Source organism: Sphingobacterium rhinopitheci (assembly GCF_022627575.1).
Classification (GTDB): Bacteria; Bacteroidota; Bacteroidia; order Sphingobacteriales; family Sphingobacteriaceae; genus Sphingobacterium; species Sphingobacterium rhinopitheci.
Genome location: NZ_JADEYQ010000003.1, coordinates 92950 through 114169, shown reverse-complemented (window position 1 = coordinate 114169; position 21220 = coordinate 92950). Strand labels below are relative to the sequence as shown.

The 21220-nt window shown below is 32.3% G+C and carries 16 protein-coding genes; 14 read left to right on the top strand and 2 right to left on the bottom strand.

Annotated features, from left to right (window positions below; all coding sequences use genetic code 11):
- Positions 1-2: 2 nt before the first annotated feature.
- Positions 3-4394 carry a translocation/assembly module TamB domain-containing protein gene (locus tag IP023_RS05345; RefSeq protein ID WP_449618992.1) on the bottom strand — a complete coding sequence of 1464 codons (4392 nt, stop codon included), beginning with the start codon at positions 4392-4394 and terminating at the stop codon, positions 3-5.
- A gap of 44 nt (positions 4395-4438) precedes the next feature.
- On the opposite strand from IP023_RS05345, the gene tsaD reads away from it, so the two are divergent.
- Positions 4439-5446, top strand: coding sequence for a tRNA (adenosine(37)-N6)-threonylcarbamoyltransferase complex transferase subunit TsaD (gene tsaD, locus IP023_RS05340; protein ID WP_241789232.1), 1008 nt, complete (start codon positions 4439-4441; stop codon positions 5444-5446).
- A gap of 74 nt (positions 5447-5520) precedes the next feature.
- On the opposite strand, the gene sucC is transcribed toward tsaD, so the two are convergent.
- A complete protein-coding gene (sucC, locus tag IP023_RS05335) occupies positions 5521-6717 on the bottom strand; it encodes an ADP-forming succinate--CoA ligase subunit beta (RefSeq protein ID WP_241789231.1) in 1197 nt (398 codons plus the stop codon).
- 272 nt (positions 6718-6989) lie between these two features.
- On the opposite strand from sucC, the gene IP023_RS05330 reads away from it, so the two are divergent.
- The 13 genes from IP023_RS05330 (at position 6990) to IP023_RS05270 (ending at position 21212) form a co-directional block, all read left to right on the top strand.
- Positions 6990-8474: a S41 family peptidase gene (locus IP023_RS05330; protein ID WP_241789230.1), complete on the top strand. Its 1485-nt coding sequence runs from the start codon at positions 6990-6992 to the stop codon at positions 8472-8474.
- A gap of 415 nt (positions 8475-8889) precedes the next feature.
- Complete coding sequence (locus tag IP023_RS05325; protein WP_241789229.1) at positions 8890-9777, top strand: DUF5106 domain-containing protein; 888 nt, start codon at positions 8890-8892, stop codon at positions 9775-9777.
- Positions 9778-9978: 201 nt separating this feature from the next.
- Complete coding sequence (locus IP023_RS05320; protein ID WP_241789228.1) at positions 9979-11097, top strand: MraY family glycosyltransferase; 1119 nt, start codon at positions 9979-9981, stop codon at positions 11095-11097.
- A 24-nt stretch (positions 11098-11121) separates the two neighbouring features.
- A complete protein-coding gene (locus IP023_RS05315) occupies positions 11122-12081 on the top strand; it encodes an NAD-dependent epimerase/dehydratase family protein (protein WP_241789227.1) in 960 nt (319 codons plus the stop codon).
- A 30-nt stretch (positions 12082-12111) separates the two neighbouring features.
- Complete coding sequence (gene gmd / locus IP023_RS05310) at positions 12112-13191, top strand: GDP-mannose 4,6-dehydratase (RefSeq protein ID WP_241789226.1); 1080 nt, start codon at positions 12112-12114, stop codon at positions 13189-13191.
- Between the two features lie 8 nt (positions 13192-13199).
- Positions 13200-14063: an ABC transporter permease gene (locus IP023_RS05305; RefSeq protein WP_241789225.1), complete on the top strand. Its 864-nt coding sequence runs from the start codon at positions 13200-13202 to the stop codon at positions 14061-14063.
- A gap of 17 nt (positions 14064-14080) precedes the next feature.
- Positions 14081-15319: an ABC transporter ATP-binding protein gene (locus tag IP023_RS05300; RefSeq protein ID WP_241789224.1), complete on the top strand. Its 1239-nt coding sequence runs from the start codon at positions 14081-14083 to the stop codon at positions 15317-15319.
- A gap of 39 nt (positions 15320-15358) precedes the next feature.
- Positions 15359-16243 (top strand): formyltransferase family protein, encoded by an 885-nt coding sequence (locus tag IP023_RS05295; protein WP_241789223.1) that lies wholly within the window; start codon positions 15359-15361, stop codon positions 16241-16243.
- Complete coding sequence (gene rffA, locus IP023_RS05290; RefSeq protein ID WP_241789222.1) at positions 16240-17388, top strand: dTDP-4-amino-4,6-dideoxygalactose transaminase; 1149 nt, start codon at positions 16240-16242, stop codon at positions 17386-17388. The genes IP023_RS05295 and rffA overlap by 4 nt, the downstream gene beginning before the upstream one ends.
- A gap of 2 nt (positions 17389-17390) precedes the next feature.
- Positions 17391-18683 (top strand): glycosyltransferase, encoded by a 1293-nt coding sequence (locus tag IP023_RS05285; RefSeq protein ID WP_241789221.1) that lies wholly within the window; start codon positions 17391-17393, stop codon positions 18681-18683.
- On the top strand, positions 18680-19471 hold the full coding sequence (locus IP023_RS05280) for a glycosyltransferase family 2 protein (RefSeq protein ID WP_241789220.1): 792 nt from the start codon (positions 18680-18682) through the stop codon (positions 19469-19471). The genes IP023_RS05285 and IP023_RS05280 overlap by 4 nt, the downstream gene beginning before the upstream one ends.
- Before the next feature lie 2 nt (positions 19472-19473).
- Positions 19474-20271: a glycosyltransferase family A protein gene (locus IP023_RS05275; RefSeq protein ID WP_241789219.1), complete on the top strand. Its 798-nt coding sequence runs from the start codon at positions 19474-19476 to the stop codon at positions 20269-20271.
- An 8-nt stretch (positions 20272-20279) separates the two neighbouring features.
- A complete protein-coding gene (locus IP023_RS05270) occupies positions 20280-21212 on the top strand; it encodes a glycosyltransferase family 2 protein (RefSeq protein WP_241789218.1) in 933 nt (310 codons plus the stop codon).
- The last annotated feature ends 8 nt before the right edge of the window (positions 21213-21220 follow it).

The window sequence follows — 21220 nt, the reverse complement described above, 5'->3', positions numbered from 1 at the left end:
TACTACTTCTTGTTCTTATTTTGCTTTTCTGGTTTTTGACCTTCATTATTTAAAGGTCCCCATGTCCACATGCGTCGCCAAAATTCATGCAATGAGTTGAATTCTTGGCGATAAACTAAACCAAGTGCACTTATGTAATCCGAATCACTGGAGCGTAATAAGAAATTACGTGTATAAGGTCTGTTGTATGCGCGTACCATCAAGCTACCATCTTTGCGTAATCGGTAAGTAAGTTCTGCATCAGTAGTAATACCTTGTCTAAAAAAGGTAAGATCTGTTGCCTGAAAATTTGTACGATCAGCGATTCCTCCTGTCAGAACTAATCGGTCATCCCATAACCTTACCGAAGCAGATGCATCATTGAAGGAACGAATATTAAGATCAAAGAAATTCACATTCAATGATTGCGAAATAATATTGTTAAGCTGATTGAAGGCAATTTCAGCTCCTGCAGATAATAGGGTATTATTAACTTCCTTACCAATTTGATCTGTCGAGCTCGGAGTGAAACTACGTCTAACAATAAGACTAAGAGCTTGTTGGTTTACGTTGTTTGCGTCGCTCAAATAACTTTGTAATTGATCTTTTATATATGGGTTTTGCGGGAAATTTAAATCAAATGAAATATCTGGTTGCTCTAAGGTGCCTTTGATCAACATATCTGCTTGTGCCAATACGCGCTCATCTTCTCCGGCGCGACCTGCAGCATTATAAAGTGGGCGAATAGCCGTTCTTTGTTGATACAATGCGTTTATATTGATAATAGCATCGCTAGGATTGCCCGTCCACCTCACAGTTCCTCCTTCTTTGATGTCAAAATATTTGTTTATAAAATCCTGTGCTGTGAAGTGAAATTTTCCATTATTGATTACATAATCACCAAACATTTCAAAGTCACCAAGACTTGATATTTTCATGCTGATGGCTCCATTTCCATTACCTTTTAAGGAACCTAAATTGGTCTGAAGATTCACTTCAGCATCTCGAGTAAGGTTGAAGTCCATATTCATGGTTAGACCATTGAAAAAGGTCCTTCTTTCTCGTTTTTTATTCTCCGTTGAATCTTTACTTATAAAATAGATAAAATCACTATCTGATACTTTCATTGCGCTATTGAATGGGATGTTTATCACAGTTCCACTTTCTGATTTCGCATCGATATCTATCGCTATTGAGGAGGTATATCCTTTAAATTTAAAATTGCCCGTAGCATAAGCAGTACCATAATATAGATTGTTGTCTTTAAAATTGGTGTTTAGAATCATCAGGTTATCAGCATATGTATCGATATCTAAATACGGATTTGCGACTTTAGATAGATTTATGATACCATTGGCTTTTGCTTGTTGCCCTCTTGTATCATGGATAGCAAAATTCTGTAAAATAATAGAATTGTTCTCTACAAGTGCGATTTGATTATCTAACCTGTATAGCGTATTAAGGTAATTAACGGTAAATTCCGATTTGAAAAATCTTCCTAATCCTGATATTTTAGGATTATTTAGAGAACCATTGATGCTAATATCAGCATCGGTTCGGCCTTTGAGATTGGTTATTAAATTCCGTAGAAAGGGCTGAAAGATAGTTAAGTCTAGATTACTAAGCTTTCCTTTCATATTCAACGGTTCATCTTTATCAAAGAAGTTGTAATTCCCATGCACTGAAATTCCTCTTTTGATATCGTCGAACAAGTTCAAATCTATTTCTGCTATACCTATAGATGGATCGTAGTTGGCATTTAGGTCTAGTTTGCCAATAGGTAACCCATTATATAGGATCGGTGTTGTATTAATTTTTGCGGATGCAAAAGGATTTTTTAATAATGAATTTAGCTGTACATTACCTGTTAATAAACCTTTCAAATTTATGCCTACTGGATTTGTAATTCCGTTTAATGAGGTTAAGCTAAATTTGTCAAATAGTACATTTAATTGATCATTTTCATTGGAAACTATACCATCAAATTTTACCTGTTGTTGCCCTTGATTCAGAAGTAGGTTATCAATATAAATTTTACCCTTCGAAATACGGAGTGTTGCATCCCTATTCAATCGCCATTGCTCACGATTTATAATAATTGATGAAGGCTGAAATTTAATGTACGCCGGAGCATTATGTGCAAAGTGAATGTTGCCATTTAAATTAAGATAATTTGTAGCTTCAGGTTCTGACATCTCAATAGTAAAGTGTAGACTGTCATTAGCAAGCTTATTATTAATATTAATTTTATTGATGTACGTACTATCTGAAAAATTTAACCTATCTGCCATCACATCTAACGAAAAAGCTTTGTCATCGGCCATTTCTTCTATAGAAAGATTAGTTAGCTTCATCCCTTTGTAGACGACATTGGGACTAAAGGCAATAAATTTTGCTGTGTAGTTGTCGGATGAAAAGTCTGCATTTAAGTAAGTGCCATCGTCCAAACTCAAATTTGGATCAATTAATGCCGCGATTGGCTTAAAAGATTTAATGGTTAGATCCAAATTGAAATTTTGTGAATTGTATGCACTCGTTGCAATAGCACTTGCAGGTGCATAACGCATCGCCAAAGACTTAAAATACGGGATTATGGTGTTAAGGTCTATATTGCCATTTATTTGTGCATCTACGACATCGGATTGCAAACTTAAGGAGCGATTTTTCTCGTCACCATCTGCATTAAAATCAACGCTGTTGATTTTAAAATCACCTTTCGTAGTACTCATTTTAATAGAGTCAGCATATAAGTGTCCTACTATGGTATTTAATGAGCTCCCAACTAGATTTGTGTTTATTGTAGCACTATTGATAACGATACTATCTTTATCGACCCAATGTAGCTTGTTGAGTGCAGCATAATTTACCTTAGTATTTAGCAGGTAGGTTGGGTTTTGTTGTTGCCAATCTATTATTGACGTAAAGTTTAAATCTAGATTGTTATCTACAATTTGCCCTTTTAAATCGAGTATTTTTTTATCTAAGTTACCTGTTAGTAATAGTTTTTCATAGGTGTAATTTTGAAGACTTATATTATTTATATTACCATCGAACTTTAAGGATAGATCATCAATTTTAAGCCCTGATCCATTGAATTTTAAATTAAATGCTGTACTGTTTATTGTATTGTTATCTATTAATGTACCTACAAAAAAATGATCTGAACTAATATTCCCGTTATAAGAAAGGGGATTTTTTATATTTATTTTGGTACTTGTTGCAAGGTTGCCGAGTGCTGTGTTAAAATTTCCATTTACATTGAAATCATTATACAAACCGACAAAAGAACCATTGAATATTACATCATCAAATGATGATAATTGCTGAGGTAATTTAAATGTTTTTTGATCTGATAGTTTGGCTACTAAATAGTCAACATCTTTCGCTGACGTTTTTAGCTTTTTGATATTAAAATTAAAAACAGTAGAATTAATTTTTGGTAATCCTTTAATGGTAAAAGCACCAAGTAATTCTGTGTTCTTAGCCGTACTTAATTGAACGTTTTTAGCAACAATATTAGCTACTGTACCTGATAAATTAGCTTTTTGAATAGCCGCCTCAAAAACGACCTTTCTAAGGTCAGGAGCAAAGTATTCAATATCGTTAGAAGATATCTTTGAGCTACGTAAATTTGCCTTTACATGTACATCATTGATAAAATTACCGAAGGATTCAATACTGTCGTATTCCAATTTAAGATAATCCTGTAGGATAGATTTATTTGTCGCTAGATATAGGTTCTTAAACTCCATAGATTTTGAACCGTAACTTGCTTCTGTTTCAAGTTTCCGAATGATCAGTCCGGACTTTTCTTTTAATGAAAAGTTAGAAATATTCGCCTGCATAGTTGAATCTAAACTGATATCATCAAATATTGCAGAAAATTCTGTGATGGCTAAGTCTGAAAAATCAACTCCTTTATTATGATGTTTGTAGGTGTGATCAACAATCTTTAATTCATTCTGTTTAAGTTCTATTCGGTTTAGTTCTAGCGTAAGAATGTTACTTTTTTTACCCTTTTTATCTTTTTTTGGATTAAAATAATTGATTATTGTCGTAAAGTTGGTGCTATCTTTATAGATCTCTAGATTTACATATCCTTTCTCTACGGTTAATTCTTTAATCTGTAATTTGTTATTAAGGATTTGTGTGAATGAAAAGTTAGATTCTAGGGATTCAATTGCGATTATGGATGTTCCATTCTTATCTTTCCATCTGAAATTTATTAATTCTAATGTCGTGAAAGGTTTGAAGTAAATGCGGTCTAAAGTAATATCAGCTTCTAACTCTTCGGACAAATACGTAGCAACACGTTTGGTAGCAAAAGTTTGTATAACAGCAAACTGTAGTGCTACAGTAATTAGCAGCACGAGTACCAACAAGCTACTCAGGGTTATTAACGATATTTTTAGTATTTTTTTGATACTTTTGTATGTTTTTTAATTACAAATAATTCTAAATGGCAATTATCCTTGGAATAGAATCGTCTTGCGATGAGACATCAGCATCTATATGTATAGATGGTTTTATTAAGTCAAATGTTATTGCTACTCAAGCTATACATGCTAAGTATGGAGGGGTTGTCCCCGAATTAGCATCACGTGCGCATCAGCAAAATATTATTCCAACTATTGATCAGGCAATTGTCCAAGCCAAAATTACGAAAAATGATGTAGATGCGGTAGCTTTTACGCGTGGACCTGGTCTTTTAGGATCACTTTTAGTTGGAACTTCGTTTGCTAAGTCTTTTGCCTTAGCTAGAAATATACCTTTAATTGAGGTTAATCATATGCAGGCGCATATTTTGGCTCATTTTATTGACGATCCTAAACCGTCATTTCCTTTTTTATGTTTAACGGTTTCTGGTGGTCATACCCAAATTGTATTGGTGAAAGACTATTTTGAGATGGAATTGATAGGTCAAACATTGGATGACGCTGCTGGTGAAGCATTTGATAAAACGGCAAAAATATTAAATCTACCTTATCCTGGGGGACCTTTGATAGACAAGTATGGACAATTAGGAGATCCTAATTCCTTCCAACTACCAGAACCAAAAATTGCAGATTTAAACTTCTCCTTTTCAGGGCTGAAGACTGCTATTTTATATTTAGTACAAGATGAGGTCAAGAAAAATCCAAATTTCTTAGACGAGCGACTCCATGATATATGTGCTTCTGTACAACAGCGAATCGTTACCATACTTTTGAACAAAGTAAAAAAGGCAGCTAAATTAACAGGTGTAAAAGATATAGCTATAGCTGGTGGAGTATCTGCTAATTCTGGATTGAGAACGGCCCTATTAGAAATGGGAGAGAAATATAAATGGAATGTCTTTATTCCTAAGTTTGAATATTGTACTGACAATGCAGCAATGATCGCGATTGCGGGTTACCAAAAGTACTTGAAAGGTGATTTTGTAGGTCAAGATATAGCCCCACTAGCTAGGATGGCCGTGAATATATAATTGTACAAATATATTATTATATAAAAAAAGGGTTCTATTTTTCAATAGAACCCTTTTTTATGGATATAGAAAACTTATTTGTTTTCCAAAACTTTTGTTACTAACTCAGCAGCTTCTTTCAATAAAATAGCAGAGAATACTTCTAAACCTGATTCATCGATTAATTTCTTAGCTTCTGCAGCATTTGTACCTTGTAAGCGCACAATAATAGGAACTGGAATATTACCTATTTCATTGTATGCATCAATTACACCTTGAGCAACACGGTCACAACGAACGATACCACCAAAAATGTTAATTAATATAGCTTTTACATTAGGATCTTTTAAGATAATATTGAAACCTGCTTTTACTGTTTCAGCATTTGCAGTACCACCAACATCTAAGAAGTTTGCAGGCTCGCCACCAGCGATTTTGATGATATCCATCGTCGCCATAGCTAAACCAGCACCATTTACCATACATCCTACGTTACCGTCTAATTTAACGTAGTTTAAGTTTGATTCGCCAGCTTCCACTTCTGTAGCATCTTCTTCTGTTACATCGCGCATTGCTGCAATTTCAGCATGACGGTAAAGAGCATTTTCATCTAAATTTACTTTAGCATCAACTGCTAAAATTTTATCGTCAGATGTTTTTAATACAGGATTGATTTCAAACATCGAAGCATCGATAGAATCGTATGCTTTGTATAAAGATGCAACAAACTTAACCATGTCTTTGTGTGCAGCACCTGATAAACCTAAATTGAAAGCAATTTTACGCGCTTGGAAACCTTGTAGGCCAACTTTAGGGTCAATTTCTTCTTTGAAAATTAAATGAGGAGTTTTTTCAGCAACTTCTTCAATATCCATACCACCTTCTGTAGAATACATGATGATGTTACGACCTGAAGCACGATCTAATAAAACGGATACATAAAACTCTTTTGTTTCACTTTCTCCAGGATAGTAAACATCTTGTGCTACTAAAATTTTATTTACTTTTTTACCTTCAGGGCCAGTCTGAGGAGTAACTAATTGCATACCGATGATGTCTGTAGCACGTTGTGATACTTCTTCTAGGTTTTTAGCTAATTTAACACCACCACCTTTACCACGGCCGCCTGCATGAATTTGCGCTTTAATAACAACCCAATCCGAGTTGAAATCTTCTTTCATTTTTTTTGCAGCTTCTACAGCTTGCTCAGGAGTTTCGGCAACGATTCCTTCTTGGACTCTAACACCAAAACTTTTAAGTATTTCTTTTCCTTGATATTCGTGAATGTTCATTGATCAAAAATTTGTCGTAAAAATAAGATTTTTATGTGAGATGACAAAGGTATAAAGCTTCTTTTAGGATTAATTTTTGGCAAGAATGGAATAATTGGCCTAAGTTATGCTATTGTTTTGTGTTTATTCAATGAAGTCAAACATGTATTTATAGGTAATATGCTGTTAATTCTTTACATAGTATTATGCTGTAATTTTTTTAATTATAAAGAATATTTTGCGTTTTGGGAATTAAATTTGTAGATTGTTTTTTTTAACGATTTTTAATAAGTATGATTAATAGATATAGTTTTGTAATTATAGTATTTGTCCATTCAATCTTTTTATTTTCTTGTAAAAAAGATATAGATCATCCTACGACACCAGATAGTTCTCAGTCAAGAACAGATGAGCAATTGATTAAAGACAGTATTTATTATTACTATAAGTTGTATTCTCTTTGGGAAGAGTCAGTTCCAAAATATGATGATATTTCAAAATTCACAGATACTATAACGTCACAGCAGAATGTCTTGAATAGACTGAAGGCTTTTACACCATCATATGCCCCTTATTCAAATTATGGTGGACAGTATGATAGGTTTTCTTATTTCTCTGATCTTTCTACTACTGTCGGTTCTAATGCCAAATTAAAAATGGATAATAATGATGGTTACGGTTTGTTTTTTCAATGGGGGGCCATAGATTCTCAAACAGCGTATCCTTTCTTGTATATGGTTGAAAGAGGCTCACCAGCAGATAATGCAGGACTAAATCGGTCTGATATGGTGTTAAATCTTAATGGTATTGATACTAAAATAGTAGTAGATTGTTCCTCAGGTACGTGCAATGTAGTGGATAGAGAGAAATATAATACTATTTTGACGGAGTTACGTACCTCTTTGACGCGGGCTTCAATGAAAATAAAAATCCAAAAAGTAAATAATCAAACAGAGGACCACGATTTGAGCTTTAGTACGTATGAGATAGATCCTTTATTGTCCGATACGGTATTTGAATTTGCTAATAAAAATGTCGGTTATGTAGCGTATTCCTCTTTTGAACAAATTGAAAATAATAATGCAAATAAAAGTAATTTAGATCGTGTTTTTGATGACTTTGCTTCCAAAAATGTTAAAGACTTGATCGTCGATTTAAGGTATAATGGGGGGGGCTATGTCGATGCTGCAGTTTATTTTGCCGATAAAATAATTAATTCATCAGGTCAAAATAAGTTAATGTTGTCATATGAATTGAATACTTACTTAAGTAAAAATAAAAACGCAGCTAGTAGTACATTCAAAGACGTCTATTATTCGAAAAATAATAAATTGGAATTAGATAATGTTTGTTTTATAGTTTCTAATAATACTGCTTCAGCAGCAGAGATGCTCATCAATGTGTTAAAGCCTTATATGAATGTTAAAATAGTTGCCGAAGGAACAAGTACTTTTGGTAAGCCAGTGGGGTTCTTTGAGCAAAAAATAATGAATAAAGTAGGTCTATGGGTGACTTCATTTAGGCTTTTGAATGCTAATGGGCAGTCAGATTATTGGTTAGGGCTTGCAGCTGATAAGACCAATGTAACTGATTATATATTCACAGATTTTGCGGTTAAAGAGGAGCGAATGATTGCAGCAGCCTTAAGTTATGCAGGTGTGGTAGAAAAGGCTTCAAATAAAGCAACTCGTACTGTTGCTAGTAAATCTGTAAAGTCTATGATTGTAATGGATGAAGTAAATCGAATTACAGCAAAGGGCGCCCTCAAAATACAATAATATAATTAGCGGATAGCTATGTGTTAATGGCTGCTTTGTTACTACTATAGATTTGATAATTTTCTGTTTTAATTATTAAATCTATAACGTGTATTGTAAAATCCTTACTCCAAAAGGAATAATAGTTAGTTTTTAAATATTTTTTTATTCCTTTTTAATAAATATGTTAATTTATTTTTTAATTATTCTATACTGCGTTTTGGAACGTTCCAAAATGCTGAATCTATAGCTATTATCACCTATAAGTCAACTTTTAATAGGTATTTAGGTTGGTCTAAGATTCCTTGTTGTTGATAATTATTTACGTTTTTGTTAATAAAAGAACTATTTTTGTGTTGAAAATAATTCGTGAAAATAAATTATTTAGAAAAAAGGCATTATAATTGCAAAGTAATATTTGCGAGTTAATTTATTTATGAAATTTGTTATTAAACCTATATTCTTAATTATTTTTGTTGTTGTTTTTTCGTGTAAAAGTGGGGATAAAGAGAAAAGTGCTCGTAATGGGTCTACATTTTCAGCTTTAGATAGTTTAAATGGTTTAGATGTTATTTGGATAAAGTACAAGTTTACAAAAAGTGAAGTTGAGCAATATCCTGATATGATTGAACAATCTTTAGTTGATTATTTGTCTGCATTTCCAAGTAATAGCTCTATTGATATTGAGTCATCATTGAATAGATTAATTGAAAGAACGGAGAACGAGCCTGTTTTCTTTTATTTTTTGAAAGAAAAAATATCATCATACTTGTATCATCCTAATAGCCCAATGCGCAATGACCTTTATTTTGAACAGGTATTACAGGCCTACCAAAATTCAGATTTATTAAATGATAATGATAAAAAACGTGATCAATTAATATTAGAGTTAGTACAGAAGAATCAAGTAGGTGAACAAGCAGCTGATTTTTATTTTATTAATCGGGAGGGGCAAAAGAAAAGTATGTCGAGCTTCATCGCAGATAGAAAACTTATCATATTTTATGATCCTAAGTGTTCACACTGTAATGAAACATTAAATGAAATGAAGCAAAGTGATATCCTAAATAAAGAAATTTTTGAAAAAAAAATGATCCTTTTAGCAATTGATCCGATAGGGAATTTGAAGAATTGGGAAGAATATAATTCGAAAATACCCTCAAATTGGATGAATGGGATTGATACTCATAAAATGATATTGAAAGAGTCATTATATAATATACAAGCATATCCGACTATTTATTTATTAGATAGAGACAATAAAGTAATATTAAAAGATGTTTATTTTACGTTTGTGGAAAATTACTTATTGGGAAATGAATAAATTGTGTTTTGGTTAATTATTTTTATTTTTTTGTCTAAATTTTAATTCGAATTATTTTTTGTACTCCTTCTTAACTCGTTTTTACGTATCCAAGTGTTTTTTTATGTGTACGTATGAGTTTTGATTTTTTAATTCTTAATTAATATATTGATACTTTTGACTGATTTGTATAACAAATAGTATTAATATTTGATCTTTATTATGCAGTTTTTAATTCTATTATTACCATTTTTAGTAGCTGTTTTTTTAGGGAGTGTAATCATTCCTTACGTAATATTAGTTACGTATAGAAAGAGGCTTTTTGATCCTGTGGGGATAAGGAAGCTTCATAAAACTTCCATACCTAGATTGGGTGGTGTTGCATTTATGCCTATTCAGTGTTGTGTATTGGCGATTTCTGTTGTTACTATTTACAAGGTGCCACTAGTATCACAATTAATTGGCAATTTGAACATTACCACGTGGGTTGTTTTTCCAATGTTTATTATGTTGATGTGTGGATTGGTAATACTGTATTTGATAGGTGTAGCAGATGATTTGATCGGTTTGAGTAATAAGAAAAAATTTTATGTACAGCTGTTTGTAGCTAGTTTTTTTCCCTTATCTGGATTATGGATTAACAATTTGTATGGTTTGGGATTTATGGTAGAATTGTCCCCTTGGATCGGAGTACCATTTACCATATTCATTACCGTATTAATCATTAATGCGGTAAATTTAATAGATGGTATAGATGGTTTATGTTCAGGCTTAGTGGCGGTGGCATGCTTGTTTTTTGGGGTTTTATTTGCCTATTATGAGGCTTGGATACATGCGCTGTTATCATTTATAACGATTGGTGTGCTTTTACCTTTCTTTTACTTCAATGTTGTAGGATTTTCAAAAAGAAGACGAAGGATTTTTATGGGAGATACAGGAAGTATGACTTTAGGTTATACTATTGCTTTTTTAGCAATTAGTTTTTCTATGTATGAGCCGGCAATAAAACCATTTTCTGAAGGTGCAATTATTGTGGCCGCTTCTGTTTTAATAGTTCCTGTTTTTGATGTGGCTAGGGTAATGGTAGTAAGGTTTTTAACAAAACAGCCAATCTTTAAACCCGATAGAAACCATTTGCATCATAAATTAATCCGTGCGGGAATGTCACATAGATCGGTGATGATATCTATTATCATGTTTTCTATTTTTTATGCAATATTTAATATAGTACTCGTCCAATATATAAGTAATAATCTGCTTTTGATGTTGAATTTTATGGCTTGGTTGGTTATAGCATATATATTCAATAGGGTAGTTGAAACAAAATATCAAAAGAAATAAACTATTTTTTTTAGAAACTTAAATATGAATATTGCAATAATTGGTGGTTCTGGTTTTGTAGGTACAAAGTTAATTGATGTATTGTCAGCATCAGGGATTTTTGATCTCAAGAATATAGATAAAAATAATAGTACAGTGTATCCAAATATTACTGTAATAGGTGATGTGTTGGATCAAGATAAACTATCTTTCGAGTTGAATGGGGTAGATGTAGTCGTTTTGCTAGCTGCTGAGCATAGGGATGACGTTTCTCCTATTTCTTTATATTATGATGTTAATGTACAAGGATTGAAGAATACCCTACAGGCAATGAAGGAAAAAAATGTACAAAGGTTAGTGTTTACGAGTTCGGTAGCTATTTATGGACTTGATAAAGATAATCCGGATGAGAATTTCCCTGCTGACCCTTTTAATCATTATGGCAAAAGTAAATGGCAAGCAGAGCAAGTTTTACAAGATTGGCATAAACTAAATCCCGATTTGAATGTTAATATAGTAAGACCTACGGTAATATTCGGTGAAGGTAATCGCGGCAATGTTTTTAACCTTCTTTCGCAAATCGCTTCGGGAAAATTTTTAATGATTGGTAGCGGTGAAAACCAAAAATCTATGTCTTATATCCAAAATATAGTTGCCTTTATTGAGTTTTTAATACTCGAAAAAAAAGATGGATATAATATCTATAATTATGTAGATAAACCAGATTTTAACACCAAGGATTTAGTGTATCATACAGGAAAGATATTAGGGAAAAATATCCCTTCCGTAAAGATTCCGTATTGGTTAGGTATGCTCGCTGGATATGGATTCGATGTACTGGCATTTGTGACAGGTAAAAAGTTGAATGTATCTTCGGTGAGGGTGAAAAAGTTTTGTGCCGTTACGAAGTATGACTCTACCAAAGCGATGTCTTCAGGTTTTGTCCCGCCATTTACGATGGAAGAAGGCTTGAGAAGAATGTTGAATGCAGAATTTGGTAAATAAAATTGATTTAGGTTAAAATACCTATTATATATGAAAAGAGCATTAATAACAGGGATAACAGGACAAGATGGTTCTTATTTGGCAGAATTATTATTAAGCAAGGGTTATGAGGTACATGGTATCAAGAGAAGAGCTTCTTCTTTTAATACACAACGAATAGACCATTTGTATATCGATCAGCACGAAGAGAATGTTAGGTTTAAGTTGCATTACGGTGACTTAACAGATTCAACGAATTTAATACGGATTATTCAAGTGGTGCAACCTGATGAAATATATAATTTAGGCGCTATGTCGCATGTTAAAGTGAGCTTTGATATGCCCGAATATGTAGCTAATGTAGATGGTATTGGGACGCTTAGGATTTTAGAGGCTGTACGTATTTTGGGTTTAGAGAAGAAAACACGTATATATCAAGCTTCTACTTCTGAGTTGTATGGTGGATTAGCGGAGAATAAGAATGTGAATGGGATGTATGACGAATCTTCTCCGTTTTATCCTAGATCTCCGTATGGAGCAGCTAAAATCTATGGTTTTTGGATTACCAAGAACTATAGAGAGGCCTATAATATGTTTGCGTGTAATGGTATTTTATTTAATCATGAATCACCACGACGTGGTGAAACATTTGTGACACGTAAAATTACGATGGCGGTAGCCAGTATTGCTAAAGGTAAGCAAGATTGCCTTTATTTGGGGAATATGAATGCCTTGAGAGATTGGGGCCATGCTAAGGATTATGTGGAAGCGATGTGGTTGATTTTGCAACAAGAAAATCCCGAAGATTTTGTCATCGCTACAGGAGAAACTACTTCAGTACGTGATTTTGTACGATTATCTTTTGCGGAGATAGGTGTTGAATTAGCATTTGTAGGTAGTAATGAAAATGAAGTCGCCAAAGTTCTTTCTTGTTCAAATCCTGATTTTCAGCTTGAGATTGGTAAGGTCGTAGTACGGGTAGATCCTGAATATTATAGACCTACAGAAGTAGACCTTCTTTTAGGAGATCCTACAAAGTCTAAGACCGTATTGGGTTGGAAGCCTAAGTATGACATAAAGGCTTTAGTAAAAGAAATGGTGCAAGAAGATTTAAAAAGTACTAATATATAATGTTCAAAATGGAGGATAGTAAACATTTAAGTGAAGCTGAAAATTGGACCGAAGTTATTGAACCTCATTCAAGTTTGTTAAGCTTGAATTTAAAAGAAGTATGGCGTTATCGTGATCTTTTACTATTATTAGTAAAGCGTGATTTTGTAACTTATTTCAAGCAGACAATTTTAGGTCCAATTTGGTTTTTTGTTAATCCGATTTTCACAACGATTATGTACACATTCGTTTTTGGAAATTTAGCTGGTCTATCTACAGATGGGGCACCTCAAGTGGCGTTTTATCTTTCGGGGATTGTAATGTGGAATTATTTTTCGAATAGTCTCAATCAAACAGCTAACGTATTTACTACAAATGCAAATATTTTTGGTAAAGTCTATTTTCCTAGGCTTATTATGCCATTGGCTGTGGTGACATCAAATTTGATGCAGTTTGCAATTCAATTTCTATTGTTTATCGCAGTTGTTATCTATTACAGTTATATAGGGAAATTGCATCCTAATTTGTGGGTATTAATGACTCCAATATTGATAGTTTTGATGGCAGGATTTGCCTTAGGACTTGGTATGATCTTTAGTAGCATGACCACGAAGTACAAGGATATGACAATGTTGTTAACTTTTGGAGTTCAGTTGTTTATGTATGCTACTCCTGTAATTTATCCAGTTTCAGCAATGAATGAGAAATATAGGGATATTATACTTCTTAATCCATTAACCGCAATAATTGAGTGTTTTAGGTATGGTTTTTTAGGTGTTGGAGATTTTAATAGCGGGATGTTAATTTATTCTATTGTTTTTATATCAATTATGTTGATAATTGGAACTTTGGTTTTTAATAAAGTTCAAAAGAGTTTTATGGATACAATTTAATTTCAAGGCAGATTGTAATGAAAAATATTGCATTAGAAGTAGAGAATTTATCGAAACAATATCGTCTTGGGCAAGTTGGTACAGGAACTTTGTCACATGATTTGAATCGGTGGTGGCATAAGATAAGAGGAAAAGATGATCCTTATTTGAGGATAGGTGAAAGTAATGATAGGACAACGAGTGGTGTTTCAGATTATGTATGGGCCCTTCGTGATATTAATTTTAAAATAGAGCAGGGGGATGCGGTAGGTATTATAGGTCGAAATGGCGCTGGTAAATCCACTTTATTAAAACTTCTGTCCAAGGTCACCAAGCCAAGCACAGGAAATATAAAGGTGAAAGGTCGTATAGCTTCCTTGTTGGAAGTTGGTACTGGATTTCATCCAGAGATGACAGGACGTGAAAATATTTTTTTGAACGGAGCTATCTTAGGTATGACAAGACGTGAAATTGCGCGAAAGTTTGATGAAATTGTTGATTTTGCTGGAGTTGAGCGCTACATTGACACCCCTGTTAAGCGCTATTCTTCAGGTATGTACGTTCGATTAGCTTTTGCAGTAGCTGCACATCTGGAGTCTGAGATTTTGATTGTAGATGAAGTATTAGCTGTTGGGGATGCTGAATTCCAAAAGAAATGTTTGGGTAAGATGGGAGATGTGTCTAAAGGAGAAGGAAGGACTGTTTTGTTCGTAAGTCACAATATGGCGTCTGTAAAAACATTATGTAACACAGGAATTCTAATGAATAACGGGACATTACAGGAGCAGGGTAGTGTAAATAGAATTTTAGATTTGTATGTTTCATTTAGTACTAATTCGAATTCCAAGTTTTTGTACAAGGAAGATGTAAATAAGGCAGCGCAGGTTTTAGATATTAGAATTCTGAATAGTAAAATGAATATGACCAATGAGTTTTCTCATTTAGAAGATATTTATTTTGACATTAAAGTTGAATTACGTAAACATATTAATGCTCGTGTTAATTTATCTGTCTTGGATAAGTATGATAATGTAATATTTATTCAAAGAAAAAATATTACGTATGGGGTAAATGTATTTAGTGGAATGTTGAAAGGTAATGTCTTAGTCCCAAATACATATAAATTTGCTGTGGCTTTAGATAATCCAGGGGTTGAGATCTATGATATTGTTGATGGTGGGGGACAGTTTAATATAGTTGATATTGGTAATGAGTTATCACTAAATGGTGATACTGAGAATGGAATTATTGTTTCCCCAATATTATGGAATACTTAGTTAATATGTAAAGTTTTTTTTATAAAAATTGTTTGAAAGGTGTTAAAGAAAGTAGGCTTATATTTAATGACAGAGAAGGGGTTTCAAACCCTTAATTCAATTTGTGCGTTTCAACACTATACTCATATAAGTTTTGTTTGCATTGGTAAAGATAAAAATGTTGAAAATGATTATAGTGAAGAGATTAAGTCTTTGTGTGTAGATTTTAAGATTAGATTTTTCTATAATTCTGAATCAGTATATGAAGACCAAACTGCAGATTGGTACATCGCTGTATCTTGGAGATGGTTGATTCTTAAAGAGAATTTGATTGTTCTTCACGACTCTTTATTGCCTAAATACAGAGGTTTTGCACCATTAGTGTCTAGTTTGATTAATGGTGAGCCTAAAATTGGTGTTACGGCGTTATTTGCAAGTGAAGAATATGATAAAGGAGATATTATTGCACAAAGAAGTATTGAGATTAAATATCCAATGAAGATTGCTAAAGCAATTGAAATTGTTTCCAAATTGTATGTTGAAATAATAAATTTCCTATTTCAAAAAATTATTAATAATCAACCATTGGTTGGGGAGAAGCAGGAAGATTTGCAATCTTCATATTCTCTTTGGTTAGATGAGTCTGATTATTTTATAGATTGGAATAAATCTGCATCTGAGATTTGCCGAAAGGTTGATGCTTGTGGGTATCCTTTTAATTATGCCAAAATGTATTATGGTGATAGAATTGTTAACTTAATAAGTGTTGTTGAAGTAGCTGATGTTGTTATCGAGAATCGTACCCCAGGTAAAATAATTTTTATTAATCAAGGATTGCCTACTGTTGTTTGTAAAGTAGGGTTATTGCAAATTGTTGAAGCATCTTATGTAGATAATAAAGAGAGTTTGCTTCCATTAAATAAATTTAGAGTTAGGTTTACATGATACCATTTAATAAGCCATTTATAATAGGCAAGGAGTTACAGTATATTGAGGAAGCAGTAAAGTCTGGTAAGATTTCCGGTGACGGAATTTTTACAAAGAAATGTCAAGAATTTTTTGAGAAAAATTATGATTTCCAAAAGGTACTTTTGACAACTTCTTGTACTGATGCGTTAGAAATGGCAGCTATTCTTTGTGACATTAAGCCTGGAGATGAGGTTATTGTTCCAAGTTATACTTTTGTTTCTTCAGCTAATGCATTTGCTTTAAGGGGTGCAAAAATTGTTTTTGTCGATTCTTGTGGGAATAATCCTAATATAGATGTAAATGAGATCAGTAAGCATATCACTTCTAAAACAAGAGTTATAGTTCCAGTTCATTATGCAGGTGTATCATGCGATATGGAAGGTATAATGAAGTTAGCAAATGAGTTTGGAATCTTTGTTGTTGAAGATGCTGCGCAAGCTATTGACAGTTATTATACTTTTTTTGATGGTACAAAAAAAGCATTAGGGTCGATAGGTCATTTTGCTGCTTTTTCTTTTCATGAAACTAAAAATATTATTGCAGGAGAAGGGGGAATGTTAGTAATTAATGATAGTCGATATAATGAGCGTGCCGAAATAATACGAGAAAAGGGAACAAATAGATCTGCATTTTTTCGGGGTGAAGTAAATAAATATGGTTGGGTTGATATTGGCTCATCATTTTTACCTTCTGAATTGATTTCAGCATTTTTATATGCTCAATTAGAAAATTTGAAGGCAATACAGAGTAAAAGACTAAGTATTTGGAATAAATATTATGATGAGCTTAAGTATCTTCAAGAGCTAGGTTGCATTCAACTGCCTGTGCAACCGGTTTATGCAACGAATAATGCGCATATGTTTTATATCCTTTGCCGATCATATGAAGAAAGAAGTGCATTAATTTCTGATTTGAAAGCAAAAGACATTTATCCAGTATTTCATTATCTAAGCTTAAATAAGAGTGAGTTCTACTTGAAAAATAATGAAGAGATAAATATTCCAAATTCAGATAGATATACAGATTGTCTATTACGTTTGCCTTTTTATTATGCATTGGATAAAGATAATCAAGATCAAGTCATAAAAGCAATCTACGCGTTCTACAAAATCATAAATTAAAAATGAAGAATATTTTATTATTATCATATTATGATTATGGAGGGGCTGGTACCTTTAATCTAAAAATTTGTGAAACTTTTATTAATCTAGGTTATCAAGTACAAATGCTTGTGCTTGATAAAAAAAGTAATTCTGATTTTGTTATACAGATTCCAGTTGAAAAGAAGCAGGCTAATTTTTTCGATCGACTAATAAATCGATTAAAAAGAAAGATTCAAAATGTTTTTAAAAGTGATTCTAAATATGATAGTCGATATTATTTCTATAACGAGGATGAATCAAAGTCTTTTATTACTCAAGAAATACTCGAGAAGTATATTACTATTAAGCCAGATATAATTATAGGTTCTTGGACGAGTAATTTTATTAATTTTGAGACTTTAGGCCAATTGTCAAATAAGTATAGTTCTTTGGTATTTGTCTTAATGGCAGATATGGCTCCACTTACAGGAGGATGCCATTATTCTTTAGATTGCGATGGCTATAAAGTGGATTGTTCTAATTGTCCTGCAATCCTAGATCCAAATAATAAGAATCGAGCATCTCATAATTTACTTTTGAGAAGAAAGGCCGTAGAAAAATATGGTATTCGATCAATAGCTGTTTCTGGCGAATCTTTAAGTCAGCTTCAATCATCTTTTCTTTTTTCTGATCAAAAACCTACACCATTTATTAATGGTATTATAGATACAAACATTTTTAATTTTAAAAAGAGAGATATTGCTAAGAGAGTATTTGATATTCCTGATGATGCTATAGTTATAGCTGCAGGAGCAAATTCAATTAGTGATCCAAGAAAGGGTTTTAAGGAGCTAAATGAGAGTTTTTTATACTTAAATGAAAAACTTATTGAAGCAGATAAGGTAGTGTATTTTCATTTATTAGGTACTGAGGATTGCTTTAATTGGGATTTCTCTAATATTCATGTGATTAAAACAGCAACTATTAATAATCTATTATTTTTGACATTATTTTACCAGGCTGCTGATTTGTACATTAGTCCTTCTTTGGCTGATACAGGCCCAGTTATGGTATCCCAAGCCCTATTTTCAGGTACTCCAGTTATAGGTTTTGAAGTAGGATTCGTAAATGATTTTGTAGTGAATGGCATAAATGGATATAAAGTTAAAAACTTTGATTCGATTGAATTAAGTAATAAAATTTTTTCATTGTTATTTGAAGAAAATTTTAAACATGATGCTAAATTCATCTCAACGTCATTAGGAAATAGTTTTTTACCCGTTCATTTGAATGATTTTGTTCAAGATGTGCTAATGAAAAGTGATGTTAAATGAATAGTCTAACAATCATTACTATCAATTATAATAATCGAGATGGTTTGGAAAGAACAATGAATAGTGTTTTTTCGCAAACCTATGAAGATTTTGAGTATATCATTATTGACGGTGGATCCACGGACGGCAGTAAAGAATTATTGGAATCAAATACTCAGAAAATTAGTTGTTGGATTAGTGAACCTGATAAGGGTATTTATAATGCTATGAATAAGGGTATAAAAGTCGCTAAAGGAGAATATTTACTTTTCTTAAATAGTGGTGATATATTATATTCAGCAGATGTTATAGAAAAGGTAATTTTAGAATTGGACCAGGCTGATATTATTTCAGGTTCTCTGATAGTTTCCGATCCTGAAAAGGGAGATTTTTGTTGGAATTCTGCTAAGTATGTTACATTTGATTTACTATTTGATCATACTTTGGGACATCCAAATACTTTTATAAAGAGGAAATGTTTTGAAACAGTAGGAGAATACGATGAAAACTTGAAAATTGTCTCGGATTGGAAATGGTTTCTTTTAGGTTTGGTTAATTATAATTTGTCCTATAAATCAATAGATTTAGTGATTTCTGTGTTTTATAATGACGGGATTAGTTCGGAATCTTCAAATGAAGATTTGATTACAAAGGAACGGGATGTTACTTTGAAAAAATACTTCCCTTTGTTTTATGATGACTATATCAGGTTGAATGAATTAGATGCTTTTAAGGAAGACTTGGATAGGAGTCGATTATTTAAGGTTTTTCTGAAAGTGAAATCTTTTTTTGCATTATTTAAAAAATAGGTATGTCGAAAATTGTGTTACTATTTCAAAATATAATTAGGTATTTATATATTGTATTATCTAAGCCTACTACAATTTTTCAATTAATTGATCAATTTTCTATCCCTATTATCATAATTAATTTCAATCAATTATTCTATTTACAGCAATTAGTTGGTTTTTTATTAAAACGTGGATTCAAGAATATCATAATAATTGATAATAATAGTACGTATCCTCCTTTGTTAGCATATTATAGTTCTATTAAAAATGAGGTTGTTATAGAACGAAGGGCTGATAATTTGGGACATATGGTGTTTTTTGAAGATCCACAATATTTAAAAAAATATGGTAAAGGATTCTATGTACTTACGGATGCTGATATCGTGCCAAATATTAATTTACCTTCTGACTTTTTAAGGAAGATGATATATATGCTAATTAGTCATTATAAAAAAATTGTTAAGGTGGGGTTTGCATTGGAGATAGACGATATACCTAATTATTATCCTTTAAAAGAAAAGGTAATTGATTGGGAGCGTAAATTTTGGGAGGTACAAATTGAAGAAGATGTTTTTTTAGCTGAAGTTGATACTACCTTTGCACTGTATAGGCCTGGTTATAATTTAAGTAAGGGACATTTTTTGTCTTCAATTCGATTGGCAGGAAAATTTTTATGTACGCATGGTGGTTGGTATTTGAATCCAAATGCGTTAACAGATGAAAATATTTATTATATGAACTCTGTTCATAAATCTTCTTCTTGGATTATTGATAAAGATGGTAAACAAAAATTTGATAGGTACCAAGAAAAGAATTGAAACAAAGAATGAATAATCTTGCAATTATTATCCCAGCTTATAAATCAGTTTATTTAAAAGCGACATTGGAATCTTTACGAAATCAAACGGATAAGAGATTTACAGTTTATATAGGTGATGATTGCAGTCCCGATGATTTGGAGGCTATTATTCAGCCCTGTATAGAGGATCTTGATATCGTTTATTATCGCTTTGAAGATAATTTAGGAGGGAAGGATTTAATAGGGCAATGGAACAGATGTTTAGATTTAATTACCGATGAACCGTGGTTCATCATGTTTTCTGATGATGATATTATAGGTAATAATTGTATTGAGCATTTATTTGCTGTTTTAGATATTATAGACGTTGATGTTTTTCATTTTAATATCAAAATAATTGATAAAAATGGTAATGTGCTAAAGGTACCTAATGAATATCCTGAGCGGCTGACATCTGTTGATTTTTTTGAACTATTATATCATGATAAAATTGATGCGCGTATGCCTGAGTTTGTTTTCAAAACCAACACTTTTAAGGAATTGGGAGGTTTTGTGGAATTCCCTATGGCTATGCGTTCCGATAATGCAACAGTAATGCAGATAGCTTTAGATAAAGGGATTTATACTATTCCAGGTAGTTATGTGTATTGGAGAGATAGTGGTATAAATGTGTCTTCTAGTTCGGATAGTAGTAAATATGTGATTTATTATGAGGTACTTGTTGATTTTTTTCATTGGTATGAAGATTTTATTCAATTGAATAGTTTGAAAACAAAATGGGATCGGATTGAGATGTTTTTGTACCTACGTAATTATGGAGTGAATATTGAATATATAATAGGTAAGGATGAACGGATTCGTATTTTGAAATCCTATAGGAATTATCCAAAAAAAATATCAGATATACCATTTGTAATTCAATATTATATTAAAAGGATTAAAAAAAAGCTGTTTCCTTAAATAATTTA

What these genes read in the sequence shown, in the direction of transcription:
- tsaD (WP_241789232.1), top strand. Translation starts at nt 4,439, where the DNA reads ATGGCAATTATCCTTGGAATAGAATCGTCTTGCGATGAGACATCAGCA.
- sucC (WP_241789231.1), bottom strand. Translation starts at nt 6,717, where the DNA reads ATGAACATTCACGAATATCAAGGAAAAGAAATACTTAAAAGTTTTGGT.
- IP023_RS05330 (WP_241789230.1), top strand. Translation starts at nt 6,990, where the DNA reads ATGATTAATAGATATAGTTTTGTAATTATAGTATTTGTCCATTCAATC.
- IP023_RS05325 (WP_241789229.1), top strand. Translation starts at nt 8,890, where the DNA reads ATGAAATTTGTTATTAAACCTATATTCTTAATTATTTTTGTTGTTGTT.
- IP023_RS05320 (WP_241789228.1), top strand. Translation starts at nt 9,979, where the DNA reads ATGCAGTTTTTAATTCTATTATTACCATTTTTAGTAGCTGTTTTTTTA.
- IP023_RS05315 (WP_241789227.1), top strand. Translation starts at nt 11,122, where the DNA reads ATGAATATTGCAATAATTGGTGGTTCTGGTTTTGTAGGTACAAAGTTA.
- gmd (WP_241789226.1), top strand. Translation starts at nt 12,112, where the DNA reads ATGAAAAGAGCATTAATAACAGGGATAACAGGACAAGATGGTTCTTAT.
- IP023_RS05305 (WP_241789225.1), top strand. Translation starts at nt 13,200, where the DNA reads ATGGAGGATAGTAAACATTTAAGTGAAGCTGAAAATTGGACCGAAGTT.
- IP023_RS05300 (WP_241789224.1), top strand. Translation starts at nt 14,081, where the DNA reads ATGAAAAATATTGCATTAGAAGTAGAGAATTTATCGAAACAATATCGT.
- rffA (WP_241789222.1), top strand. Translation starts at nt 16,240, where the DNA reads ATGATACCATTTAATAAGCCATTTATAATAGGCAAGGAGTTACAGTAT.
- IP023_RS05285 (WP_241789221.1), top strand. Translation starts at nt 17,391, where the DNA reads ATGAAGAATATTTTATTATTATCATATTATGATTATGGAGGGGCTGGT.
- IP023_RS05280 (WP_241789220.1), top strand. Translation starts at nt 18,680, where the DNA reads ATGAATAGTCTAACAATCATTACTATCAATTATAATAATCGAGATGGT.
- IP023_RS05275 (WP_241789219.1), top strand. Translation starts at nt 19,474, where the DNA reads ATGTCGAAAATTGTGTTACTATTTCAAAATATAATTAGGTATTTATAT.
- IP023_RS05270 (WP_241789218.1), top strand. Translation starts at nt 20,280, where the DNA reads ATGAATAATCTTGCAATTATTATCCCAGCTTATAAATCAGTTTATTTA.